We start from the raw sequence: 12,819 nt of genomic DNA, 5'->3' as shown, positions 1-12,819 counted from the left end.
GGGGCCGAACGGCCTAATCGGGTCGGCTACTTGAGGGCGCCCGCGGTGAGGCCCGCCTGCACCTGCCGCTGGAAGACCGCGTACACGACGAGCACCGGCACCATGGCGATGGTCAGGCCCGCGAAGAGCGCTCCCCAGTCGCCGCGGTAGCCCTGCGCGATCGCCAGCGAGGCGAGTCCCTGCGGAAGGACGTAGCTGGACTCGTTCTCGTTGTTGAGGAGCAGCGGCAGCAGGTACTGGTTCCACTGGCCGAGGAAGTTGAAGATGCCGATGCTGACCAGGCCCGGCTTGGCCATCGGCAGCATGATCTGGAAGAAGGTCCGGGTGTGGGACGCGCCGTCCACCATGGCCGCCTCCTGCACGCCGGTGGGCAGCGTGCGGAAGAAGGAGGTCAGAAAGAAGGTGGTGAAGGGCAGCGAGTAGGCGATGTACGCGATGATCAGACCGGCGCGCGTGTCCAGGAGCTGGAAGTTCTCCATGACCGCGAAGAGCGGCACCAGCGCCAGGATCACCGGGAACATCATGCCGCCCGCGAACAGCAGGAAGACGAACTTGTTGCCGGGGAAGGTGAACCGGGCGATGACGTAGGCGGCCATCGAGCCCAGCAGCATGGTGCCGGTCAGCGATCCGGCGAGGATGATCAGCGAGTTGAGGGCGTACTGCCCGATGTGCGCCTGCGTCCACGCGTTCGCGAAGTTCGCCCAGTGGAAGGACGAGGGCAGCCCCATCGGGTCGTTGAGGATGTCGGACGAGGTGCGGAAGGCCGTGATCGCGACCCAGACCAGCGGGCCCGCCGCCATCAGGGTCCACAGGACCAGGAAGGCGTGCGAGAAGACGTTGAGGGTGCCGCCGCCCTCCTTGGCCTTGATCTGATCGGCCGTGCCCCGACGGGACTCGGTGAGTGTGCTCGTGCTCATGACGTGGTCTCCCCCGCTCTCAGTATTCGATCCGGTCGCGGTTGCCGAGCCGCATGACGATCAGGGAGAACACCACGCTCAGCAGGAGCAGTACGACGCCGATGGCGGTCGCGTAGCCGAACTGTCCCTCGCGGAAGCGTTCGTAGAGGAAGACCGGGGTCACCTTCATGGCGTGCGAGGGCATCATCACCAGCACGATCGCGAAGGAGTCCAGGGCCTGGATGCCCATGTAGACCCAGCCGGTGCGCACGGTGTCCCAGATCAGCGGGAGCGTCACCTTGAAGAAGGTGGTGCCCCGGCCCGCCCCGTCCAGCAGGGCCGCCTCGTAGATGTCCTTGGGGATGCCGCCCATGGCCGCCGAGAAGAGCACGACGTAGAAGCCGACGAAGCTCCAGCAGATCACGGTGAGCACGGCGATCAGCGCGAGGCCGTACTCGCCGCCCAGCCAGGCGGGGCCCTTGACGCCCACCAGGTCCAGGCCGCCGTTGACCAGTCCGGCGTTGGTGTTGAAGACCCGGCCCCAGACCACCGCGATGATCGCCACGGAGAGCACCTGCGGGAAGAAGTACACGACCTTGTAGAGCGAGGAGCCCGCGACGCCGGAGATGGCCTGGCCCTTGCGGTGCCTGCCGCCCGCCGTGATCATGTACGCGAAGAAGACGCCCAGGACGAGCGTGACGACCGGGGCGATCACCAGCAGGGTCAGGCTGGTGGTCGTGGAGTCCCAGAACCGTTCGTCGTTCCACATTTTGACGAAGTTGTCGAAGCCGATGAAGTTGGCTATCGGCCCGCCCGACCAGTCCGTGAGCGAGTAGTAAATCGCCTGGAGGAACGGCGAGATGACGAATATCGCGTAGAAGGCCAGCGGAACCGCCAGGAATCCCGCGACGAATCGGTATTTGTCGAGTGTCCGGTACCTCCGGTCGTACCGGACACTCATCGGTGTGAATCGGGGCGGCAGGAGTATCGCCGCGAAGAACAACAGCCGGTTGGGAGGCTTGGCCGCCCGCTTCTCGATACTCATGCCGCTCCGATTTTCACCCGTTGCGCTCAACTGGCCGTGGCTCAGCCGACGGTGGTTCAGACCTTCTTGATCTTCGTGATGTCGGGGTCCTTGGCGACCCGGTCGGAGGCCTTCTGCATGATGTCCAGGGCCTCCTTGGTGCCGATGCGGCCCATCATGAAGTCGCCCATCACCTTGTCGTAGTCGGCGGTGAACAGCTCGCCGTACCACTCCTTCCAGAACGGGATGACGATGTTGTCGCCGGCCGCGGTGATGGCCTTCTGGGAGCTGTCGGTCCCCGGCGGCAGCTTCATGCCGTCGATGGCGCCCTTGAGCGCGGGAATGCCGCCCGTCTCCTTGAAGAGGTTGACGGACGCCTCCTTGCTGTACATCATCCGCATCCACTCCAGACCGCCCTGTACGTTCGCGGCCTTGGCCGGGACGATGAAGGGCTCGCCGGGCGGCGAGTACAGCGTGCCGAAGGGCATCTTGTCGCCGGAGGACAGCGCGGGGGTGGCGCCGACGGTCATGCCGAAGCCCGCCGGGGTGGTGTCCTTGGCCTCGTTCTCCACCCAGGAGCCGTTGGGCACGAAGACGCACTTGCCCTTGGTCCAGGCGGTCTGCATCTCGGTGTGGCCCTGCGGACCGTCGAAACCGGTGAGGACGTACTTCTTGGCGACGAGCTCCTCGAACGCCTCGAAGACCGACTTCACGGCGTCGCTCTTCCAGCAGTTCGGCTCCAGGTAGTCCATCGCCTCGACCGCCGCACGGCCGCCGGCCTGGGCGAACATCGCGTACATCGAGAAGAGCATGTAGCGCGGGTGGCCGCCGGGGTAGCTCCAGCCGTGGATGCCCTTGTCCTTGGCCTTCTTGCAGACGGCCAGCATCTCGTCCCAGGTCTTGGGGTACTGCGACTCCAGGGTCTCCTCCAGCATCCGCCGGGAGTACCAGTTGCCGTAGACCGTCATGGCGATGTTGAGCTGGTAGCAGCCCTTGGTGCCGAAGGCGCCCATGGACTGCATCGCCGGGTAGAGGCTGTCGCGGACGGTGACCGACGGGTTGTCCCAGGAGGGCGCGTCCAGCATCTCGGTGAAGTCGGCGACCTGCTGGTTGGTCACCAGCTTGCCGATGTTCATCTGGTCGGCGCCGGAGTTGTTGATGACGTCCGCCGCCGGGTTGCCCCGAACGATCTTCGGCTGGAGCTGGGTGGCGATCTTCTCCGTGGCCTTCTGGTCGACCTTCGCCCTGGGATAGTTCTTGGCGTACATGTCGGACACGAACCGGGCGTACTTGTCCTTGTAGCCGCCGTTGAAGATGTACACCGCGAGCGCGGCGTCCTCCTTCACGCCGAGCGGGTTCTTCTTGGACTTCTCGCCCTTCGCGGGCTGGTCCTTCGTGTCGCCTCCACCGCCGGCGGCACAGGAACTCAATGCGCCGGCTCCGGGCAGCGCGAGCAGGCTCGCGGCCGCGGTCCGCTTCAGCACGTCACGACGATTGACGTTGGTGGGTCCCATGCTCAAGTCCTCGCCTTCTCCAGGACTCAGGCGGTGTACCGGTACGCCCCCGTCCCCCGTAAGGAATTCGCCTACGGCGAAGGGCCCCGCCACCGCGGTCAGATGACTTGATCGACTCTTGGACGCAAATGTTGGACGCAACTCTTGGACGACTGCGCGCCCGGCTCACGGCTCCGCGTCCGGTTTCCCGGCCGTACGGCCTTCCGGGTCGTGCGGACGCCGATAGGTATAGTCCAGTTCCCGCCAACTGGGCAAGATCGCAAGCAAGGTTGACCGGGCTTCTTTCCCGAGTTGAGACCTCTTGGATATCCGCGCGCACATTTGTCCAACTGACGCCTCCCCAACATCCTTGACACCACTGGATACTTGCTTCACCACGGAGAGCGCCTGAACACCTGACAACGTTGTCTCAGTGAAGGATGCCGCAGGATGCAGCCCAGACCCGGACACACCCGAACCAGACGTCGCAGAGGCACCTCGGCGGTGCTCGCCTGCCTCGCCACGACCGCCCTGGCGGTGCCCCTGCTCGCCCCGGCCGCCACCGCCCGGCCGGGCCCGCCCGCCCCCGCGGGCGGCACGTTCAGCTCCTCCTTCGAGCCGGGCGAGCCCGCACCGGCCTGGCGGGACACCGTCGAGACCGACGCCGGGGGCCGCAAGAAGGCCTCGGGCGTCGACGGCGGCGAGTCCCCCGGCATCCCCGGCAACGTCACCGACCGGGTGACCGCTCTGCGGGCGAGCGCCGAGAACGCGGCGGGCGGCGAGGTCAAGGAGAACCTGATCGACATCACCCCCGGCAGCAAGTGGCTGGCCTTCGTGCCGGTCGGCTGGGTGGAGTTCGACCTGGAGGAACCGGTCAAGGTCGTGACGTACGCCCTGACCTCGGCCAACGACGCCGCCGAGCGCGACCCGAAGGACTGGACCCTGGAGGGCTCCGCCGACGGCAGGTCCTGGACCACCCTGGACACGCGCAAGAGCGAGACCTTCACCTCCCGCTTCCAGACGAAGACGTACGGCATCGCGAACGACACCGCGTTCCGGCACTACCGGCTGAACATCACCGCGAACGGCGGCGCACCGCTCCTTCAGCTCGCGGACGTCCAGTTCTCGAACGGCGACACCTCGACGCCCACCCCCGAGGACATGCGCAGCCAGGTGGACCGGGGGCCGTCCGGCTCCCCCACCGCCAAGTCGGGCGCGGGCTTCACCGGCAGGCGGGCGCTGCGCTACGCGGGCACGCACAAGCCGGCCGGCCGGGCGTACTCGTACAACAAGGTCTTCGACGTGAACACCCGGGTCGGCCGGGACACCGAGCTGTCCTACCGCGTCTTCCCCCAGCTCCCCTCGGGCGACAAGGGCGCGGACCTCGGCTACCCGGCGACGAACGTGGCGGTCGACCTCGCCTTCACCGACGGCACGTACCTGAGCGACCTGCGCGCCCTCGACCAGCACGGCGCGGTGCTCTCACCGCGGGGCCAGGGCGCGTCCAAGACGCTGTACGCCAACCAGTGGAACCACAAGGCGGCGCGGATCGGCACGGTCGCGGCAGGCAAGACGGTCGACCGGATCCTGGTGGCGTACGACAACCCGAAGGGCCCGGCGGAGTTCCGCGGCTGGATCGACGACGTGCGGATAGCCGCGAGAGCCCCCGAGAAGCGGCTCGACCGGCTCTCCGACTACGCCCTCACCACCCGCGGCACCCACTCCAGCGGCTCCTACTCGCGCGGCAACAACATCCCGGCGACCGCCGTCCCGCACGGCTTCAACTTCTGGACGCCGGTCACCAACGCGGGCTCCACGAGCTGGCTGTACGACTACGCGCGCGGCAACAACGCCGACAACCTCCCCACCCTCCAGGCCTTCAGCGCCAGTCACGAGCCGAGCCCCTGGATGGGCGACCGGCAGACCTTCCAGCTCATGCCCTCGGCGGTGTCCGGCACCCCGGACGCCACCCGTACCGCCCGCGCGCTGCCCTTCCGCCACGAGAACGAGACGGCGAAGCCGCACTACTACGGCGTGCGGTTCGAGAACGGTCTGCGCACCGAGATGACCCCGACCGACCACGCGGCCATGATGCGCTTCACCTTCCCCGGCGACGACGCGAGCGTCATCTTCGACAACGTCTCCAATGACGGCGGCCTCACCCTCGATCCGGCGACCCGTTCCTTCACGGGCTTCTCGGACGTGAAGAGCGGCCTGTCGACGGGGGCCACCCGGCTCTTCGTGTACGGCGTCTTCGACGCTCCCGTGACCGCGAGCGGCAAGCTGAGCGGCGGCGGAGGCGCGGACGTGACGGGCTATCTGCGCTTCCGGCCGGGCCAGGACAAGCAGGTCACCCTCCGCCTCGCCACCTCCCTGATCGGCGTCGACCAGGCGAAGGCGAACCTGGCCGACGAGATCCCGGCGGGCTCCCGCTTCGAGCGGGTCCGGGAGCGCGCGCAGGACGCCTGGGACCGGATCCTGGGCCGCGTCGAGGTCGAGGGCGCGAGCCACGACCAGCTCACCACCCTGTACTCCAGCCTGTACCGGCTCTACCTCTACCCCAACTCCGGCCACGAGAAGGTGAACGGGAGGACCCGGTACGCGAGCCCCTTCTCCCCGCAGACCGGCCCCGACACGCCCACCCGCACGGGCGCGAAGATCGTCGACGGCGAGGTCTTCGTCAACAACGGCTTCTGGGACACCTACCGCACGACCTGGCCCGCGTACTCCTTCCTCACGCCGAGGACCGCGGGCCGCCTGGTCGACGGATTCGTGCAGCAGTACAAGGACGGCGGCTGGATCTCCCGCTGGTCCTCGCCCGGTTACGCGGACCTGATGACCGGCACCTCGTCGGACGTCGCGTTCGCCGACGCCTACGTCAAGGGCGTCGACTTCGACGCCACCGCCGCGTACGAGGCGGCCCTGAAGAACGCCACCGTCCTGCCGCCCTTCTCCGGCGTCGGCCGCAAGGGCATGGACACCTCACCCTTCCTGGGCTACGCCTCGACCAGGACCCACGAGGGCCTGTCCTGGTCGCTGGAGGGCTACCTCAACGACTACGGCCTCGCGAAGATGGGCGAGGCGCTGTACGAGAAGACGGGGAAGGCCCGCTACCGGGACGAGTCCGCGTACTTCCTCAACCGGGCGCGGAACTACGTCAAGCTCTTCGACACCCGGGCCGGGTTCTTCCAGGGCCGCGACCTCGCGGGGGCCTGGCGCGTGCCCTCCGCCTCCTACGACCCGCGCGTCTGGGGGTACGACTACACCGAGACCAACGGCTGGGGGTACGCCTTCACCGCCCCGCAGGACAGCCGGGGCCTGGCCAACCTCTACGGCGGGCGCGGCGGGCTCGGCAAGAAGCTCGACGCGTACTTCTCCACCCCGGAGACCGCGTCGCCGGAGTTCGCGGGCTCGTACGGCAGCGTCATCCACGAGATGACGGAGGCGCGTGACGTGCGGATGGGCATGTACGGGCACTCCAACCAGGTCGCCCACCACGCGACGTACATGTACAACGCGGCCGCGCAGCCCTGGAAGACGCAGGCCAAGGTGCGCGAGGTGCTCTCCCGGCTCTACACCGGCAGCGAGATCGGCCAGGGCTACCACGGCGACGAGGACAACGGCGAGCAGTCCGCCTGGTACCTCTTCTCCGCGCTCGGCTTCTATCCGCTGGTCATGGGCAGCGGCGAGTACGCGGTCGGCTCCCCGCTCTTCACCCGGGCGACCGTGCGCCTGGAGAACGGGCGCACGCTGACCGTCCGCGCCCCGGAGAACAGCGCGAAGAACGTCTACGTCCAAGGGCTGAAGGTCAACGGGCGCGCCTGGAACTCCACCGCGCTCCCCCACGACCTCCTCGCCCGGGGCGGCACCCTGGACTTCGCGATGGGCGACCGCCCGTCCGCCTGGGGCTCGGGCCGGGGCGCGGCCCCGGTCTCCATCACCCGGGACGACAAGGTCCCGGCCCCGCACACGGACGCCCTGGCCGGTCCGGGCCCGCTCTTCGACGACTCCTCCCTCACGGAGGGTCCGTTGACGTCCGCCACGAGCCTGCCGGTGGCCGCGCCGACCCGGGCGCTCCAGTACACCCTGACCTCGTCGGACCGTACGAAGGCGCCGAGCGGGTGGGTCCTGGAGGGCTCGAAGGACGGCAGCACGTGGACGGCCCTGGACCGGCGTTCCGGCGAGTCGTTCGCCTGGGACCGCCAGACACGGGTCTTCACGGTGGCCCGGCCGGGAACGTACGCGCACCACCGGCTGGTGCCGGCCGGCGGTGGTCCGGCGGTGCTGGCGGAGCTGGAGCTGCTGTCCTGAGTCGGGGTCCTCGCCCCGGGGACGCCTGACGTGTGTTCGTTCGTGTGACGGCCGCCGGTTTCCGGCGGCCGTCGTCACGTCTGCGGCCCGGCCGGGGCGGCCGGCGTCCTGCTCGTCGGTCGTGCGGCCGGGTGCTGGGACGGCGCGGGCGCGGGGGTCCGGTGCGCGGCCTCCCGGGTGCCCGTCCAGGCCTCCCACAGCGCGGCGTAGCGGCCGCCCGCCGCACGGAGTGCGTCGTGCGTGCCGGTCTCGACGACGCGGCCCGCGTCCAGGACGACCACCCGGTCGGCGGTGGCCGCCTGGGTGAGCCGGTGCGCCACGATCAGGGCCGTGCGGCCCTCGACCGCGGCCGCGGCCGCCTTCTCCAGGGCCCGCGCGCCCGTGCTGCCCGCCTCCGCCGTGGCCTCGTCGAGGATCGCGACCGGCGGGTCGGCGAGCACCAGGCGGGCCAGGGCCAGGGACTGGGTCTGGGCGCTGGTGAGCCGGTGGCCGCCGTCACCGACGACCGTGGCGAGCCCGTCGGGCAGGGATTCGGCCCAGCTCAGGGCGTCGACGCGGGCGAGGGCCGCGCGCAGTTCGGCGTCGCTCGCGCCGGGGCGGGCCAGGCGCAGGTCCTCGGCCAGGGGGCCGGAGAAGACGTGGGTCTCCTGGGTGACCAGGGCGATCGCCCCGCGCACGGCGGCCGGGCCGAGTTCGGTGAGGTCGGCCCCGCCGAGGCGGACCGTTCCGGCGCTGGGCCGGTGGATGCCCGCGATCAGCTTGGCGAGGGTCGTCTTGCCCGCGCCGCTCGCCCCCACCAGGGCGACCTTCTCACCGGGGGCCAGGGTCAGGTCGATGCCGTGCAGGACGGGGTGGCCGTCGTCGTACGAGTGGGCCAGACCGGCGACGGTGACGGACGCGTCCCGCGCGGTGGCCGGGCGTCCGGGCTCCTCGGGCGGCGGGAGGTCGGCGACGCCGACCAGGCGGGAGAGGCCCGCGGTGGCCTTCTGGGCGTCGTCGAGGAGGACCAGGGCCGCGTTGATCGGGCCGAAGAGGCTGTGGAAGTACAGGGCGGCGGCGGTCGCGGTGCCGAGCGAGGCGGAGCCGTCGCGGACCAGCCAGTACCCGACGCCGAGCACGCCGGCCAGGCCGATGAACTCCCCCACGTGCAGGCGGCAGTAGAAGCTGAGCACCAGCTTCACGCCGCGCATGGTGATGCCGACGGCCGCCCGGGAGCGGGTGGTGACCCGCTCGGTGTGCGCCCGCTCCAGCCGCAGGGTGCGCACGGTGACGGCCCCGCCGATGGTGGCGAGCAGTTGCTGCTGGAGCCTGCCGGTGACGACGCGCTGCTCGGCGTACAGGGGGACGGCCCGGCGCAGGTACCAGCGCGCGGTGTACGCCTGGACGGGCACGGCGAGCAGAGCCGCGACCAGGAACCGCCAGTCGAGGACGGCCATCGCGCCGAGGGTGAGCACGATGGCGACGACGGAGCGCGCCAGCTCGGGCAGCGCGGACCGCACGGCCTCCGCGACCAGCGAGACGTCACCGGTCACGCGGACGGTGAGGTCGCCGGACCCGGCCCGCTCGACGCGTTCCAGCGGCAGCCCGAGCACCCGCTCGACGAATCGTTCCCGCAGCCGGGCGAGAACGGTCTCGCCGAGCTTCGCGATGCGCGCGACGCCGACCCCGGTGAGCACGCCCTGCACGACGGCGACCACCACGAGCAGCAGGACAACACCGGTGACCGCCTCGGCCTCGCGGTCGGCGGCGAGGTCGACGATCCGCCCGAGCAGCGGCTGCGTGAACAGCCCGACGGCGGTGGCGACGACGAGCGTCCCGAAGCCGCCCACGGCGAGGAGGCGGTAGGGGCGGGCGAGCTCGCGCACGGCGGCCCTGGTGCGGGCGGGCGTGGCGACGGGCAGCAGCCCGGTGTCCTTGGCGGGACCGGTCTCGGGGCTGGTCATGAGAGCACCGCCGTGCGGTAGGAGTCGTACCGGTCGAGGAGTTCGGCGTGTGCCGCGGTGTCCGTCACGCGTCCGCCTTCGAGGAAGAGGACCCGGTCGGTGACGGCGAGCAGGGCCGGGCTGGTGGCGACGACCACGGTCGTACGGCCGCGCCGGACCTCCCGCACCCCGGCGGCGATCCTGGCCTCGGTGACGGCGTCGACGGCGGTGGTGGGGTCGTGCAGGACGAGCACGGAGGGGTCGGCGGCGAGCGCCCGGGCCAGGGCGACGCGCTGGCGCTGGCCGCCGGAGAGGGACCGGCCGCGTTCGGTGACGGGGGTCTCGGCGCCCTGCGGGAGGGTCCGGGCGACCTCGTCGGCGCCGGAGGCGGCGAGAGCCGGGCCGAGGTCGCGGCCCGCGGGTGCGGCGGCGGCGATGTTCTCGGCGAGGGTGCCTTCGAAGAGGTCGGCGTCGTGGTCGGCGACGAGCACGGCGGTACGTATCCGGGCCGGTTCCAGCTCGGTGAACGCGACCCCGTCCAGTACGACGGCCCCGCTCTCGGGATCGCCGCGCCGCCCGAGGCAGCTCAGCAGGGCCGTGGCGTCGGCGGGGTCGGGCGCGACGACCCCGAGCAGCTCGCCGGGCCGGGCGTCGAGGTCGACCCCGTCGAGGCTCCCGAGACTGACCTGCTCCAGCCGGATGCGTCCGGCGGGGGCGGCGGGGTCCGGCACGCCGGGCGTTCCCGTACGGGACGAGTCCGCGGCAGAGCCCGCCGCCCCGGCCGTGCCGGAACCGGAGTCGCCCACCACGGGCTCCGCCCCCAGCACCTCCGCGATGCGGGCGGCCGAGGCCCGTCCCTGGGCGAACTTCGAGGCGATCCAGGACATGCCCGAGAGCGGGCCGAGCAGGAACAGCGCCAGGCCGACCGCCGAGACCAGTTCGCCGATGCTGATGTCGCCGCTCGCGGCGAGCCGCCCGCCGACGTACGCGACCAGCGCGATGAAGACGCCGGTGAGCACGAGGATGACCGCGCCCTGCCAGGCCTGCGCCCGCGCCGCCCGCAGCGTCGCGGTGAGCGCGTCACGGCTGGTGGCCCGGTAGCGGGCGAGCGCGGCGGACTCCGCGCCGATGCCCTTGAGGACACGCAGTCCCGCGACCAGGTCGGCGGCGGTGCCCGAGGCGTCCGCTGCGCTCTCCTGCTCGCCGTGGCTGCGCCGCTCCAGCGGCTTGCCGAGGAGGTTGCCGAGCCACAGCAGCAGCGGGGTGCCGAGCAGCACGACGAGCCCGAGCGGGAGCGAGATCCGGATGAGCACGACGGCGCTGACGAGGACGGCGGTGAAGTTCGCGACGCCGACGATCGACGCCATGGAGACCAGTCCGACCCGTCGGGCGTCCTCGGTGGCGATGCTGGTCAGGGCGCCCGGCAACCGTCCCTCGTCGGCGCCGCCGCGCGGGTCCAGGACCCGGGAGACGAGCTGGACACGCAGCGTGTGCGCGGCCTTCTCGGCGGCGCGCTCCCAGGCTCGGGCGCCGAAGCGGAAACTGTAGGACAGCACGACGTACAGCACGGCGAGCGCGGCCAGCCACCACAGCAGCAGGCCGCCGTCGCTCCGCCCGACGGCACGGTCGACGACGAGGCCGATGACGACGGGCACGAGCGCCTCGGCGGCCTGGTGCGAGGCGCCCAGCACACTGCCGATGGCCAGCTCGCGCCGCTGTCCGGCGAGGGAGCGCCGCAGCACGTCCCGTCCGGAGAGGGCCGTCCGCCCGGCGAGGACGGCCGCCCCCACTGTGTTCCTCCGCATGTGCCGCCTTACTCGAAAAGCCCAGGACGTGAAAAGCCCAGGTAAGGCTAGCCTAAGAAATTTTATGCCGTGCCAGTGCGGCGGCCGACCGAACATCGAAGCACATAAGGACCACATGAGGACATAAGCCGACCCGGCGTCAAATCCCGTTGGTCGGAATGTAGTTGGCGTGTGAAGATACCGTGGATCAAGAACGATCAAGCCGTGGCTCCCCCAGGGATTCGCCCGGCCACTCCCCTGACCATGGAGTTCTACGTGGCCAAGTCCACCACCCGCTCGCGCGGGCGTTTCCTCTCCCGCGTCGCCGTCGCCGCGATAACCGCAGCCCTCGTGGGCACGACGGTCGGCTCGGCCCAGGCGGCGCCGGCGCCGAAGCCCTCTCCTGCGGAGAAGGCCGCGGCCGCCGCCGCGCCCCAGCAGGCCCCGCGGCAGGCCGCGCCGAAGGGAACTCTGCGCGCCGCGGCCGTCGCGCAGCCCCAGCACGCGCTGTTCGGTATCACGACGGGCGACGACGCCTACATCTACGGCCCGAACGGCACCGGCGGCTACGGCGCCCGCGAATACGTGACCCCCGGCTACAGCTTCAAGTTCGCCGCCCAGTCCCACAACAGCGACGAGCCCGGCGGCTACTCCGCCGGCATCTGGACCTGGGACTACGCCGGTCAGCTGAGCTTCTCGGGCGACGCGGGCACAACCGAGCTCGGCGGCGGCTGGGGCGTCTACAACCAGGTCCTCTCCCCCGGTGACCTGGCCGGCGCCGCGGGCGCCGACCTGATCGCCCGCGACGGCGACGGCACCCTGTGGCTCTACCTGGGCTACGGCGACGGCAGGCTCACCGCCAAGACGAAGATCGGCGGCGGCTGGGGCCAGTACACCCAGATCGCCGGTCTCGGCGACGTCAGCGGTGACGGCAGGGCCGACATCGTCGCCCGCGACGGCTCCGGCACCCTCTGGCTGTACGAGGGCAACGGCGACCGCAACGACCCGTTCGCCTCCCGCGTCAGGATCGGCGGCGGCTGGAACATGTTCAACGCCCTCGTGGGCGCGGGCGACCTGGACGGCGACGGCCTCTCGGACCTGATCGCCCGGGGCACCGACGGCTCGCTGTGGCGCTACTCGGGCACCGGCAACCCCCTTTCCCCGTTCGCGGCGCGCGTCCAGATCGGCACCAGCGGCTGGAACGCGTACCGCCTGATGTTCTGACCGGCGCCTGACGCGTCCGCCTGACGCGTCTCGCCCGGCCGAGAGGGCCGCACCCCTGCCGGGGTGCGGCCCTCTCGCATCACATCGGCACCAATAAGCCCTGGTCCCAGGGCAGTTGGCATGTGAAGATGCCGTGAACCACTTCTGCCGAACGTGTGGCGCGTG

At 70.8% G+C, this 12,819-nt stretch carries 7 protein-coding genes; 2 read left to right on the top strand and 5 right to left on the bottom strand.

Features of this window, described 5'->3' with window-relative positions:
* Positions 1-26 precede the first annotated feature (26 nt).
* The 3 genes from ACZ56L_RS01135 to ngcE form a co-directional block, all read right to left on the bottom strand.
* On the bottom strand, positions 27-917 hold the full coding sequence (locus ACZ56L_RS01135) for a carbohydrate ABC transporter permease (RefSeq protein WP_468683318.1): 891 nt from the start codon (positions 915-917) through the stop codon (positions 27-29).
* 19 nt (positions 918-936) lie between these two features.
* Positions 937-1,857, bottom strand: a complete 921-nt coding sequence (locus tag ACZ56L_RS01130; protein WP_345219026.1) for a carbohydrate ABC transporter permease — start codon at positions 1,855-1,857, stop codon at positions 937-939.
* Between the two features lie 140 nt (positions 1,858-1,997).
* Positions 1,998-3,434 carry an N-acetylglucosamine/diacetylchitobiose ABC transporter substrate-binding protein gene (gene ngcE / locus ACZ56L_RS01125; RefSeq protein WP_471060199.1) on the bottom strand — a complete coding sequence of 479 codons (1,437 nt, stop codon included), beginning with the start codon at positions 3,432-3,434 and terminating at the stop codon, positions 1,998-2,000.
* 429 nt (positions 3,435-3,863) lie between these two features.
* Here ngcE and ACZ56L_RS01120 point away from each other — a divergent pair, with 429 nt between their 5' ends.
* On the top strand, positions 3,864-7,724 hold the full coding sequence (locus ACZ56L_RS01120; protein ID WP_471060196.1) for a GH92 family glycosyl hydrolase: 3,861 nt from the start codon (positions 3,864-3,866) through the stop codon (positions 7,722-7,724).
* 74 nt (positions 7,725-7,798) lie between these two features.
* On the opposite strand, the gene ACZ56L_RS01115 is transcribed toward ACZ56L_RS01120, so the two are convergent.
* A complete protein-coding gene (locus ACZ56L_RS01115; RefSeq protein WP_468683325.1) occupies positions 7,799-9,667 on the bottom strand; it encodes an ABC transporter ATP-binding protein in 1,869 nt (622 codons plus the stop codon).
* Entirely contained in the window at positions 9,664-11,451 is a 1,788-nt protein-coding gene (locus ACZ56L_RS01110) for an ABC transporter ATP-binding protein (protein ID WP_471060190.1), read from the bottom strand. The genes ACZ56L_RS01115 and ACZ56L_RS01110 overlap by 4 nt, the downstream gene beginning before the upstream one ends.
* A 243-nt stretch (positions 11,452-11,694) precedes the next feature.
* Between ACZ56L_RS01110 and ACZ56L_RS01105 the strand changes: the two genes are divergently transcribed.
* A complete protein-coding gene (locus ACZ56L_RS01105) occupies positions 11,695-12,654 on the top strand; it encodes an FG-GAP repeat domain-containing protein (protein WP_468683330.1) in 960 nt (319 codons plus the stop codon).
* The last annotated feature ends 165 nt before the right edge of the window (positions 12,655-12,819 follow it).

The organism is Streptomyces sp. NPDC039736 (genome assembly GCF_055596485.1).
Note: the sequence above shows the minus strand (reverse complement) of the source record. Positions and strands in the feature narration are given on the sequence as shown.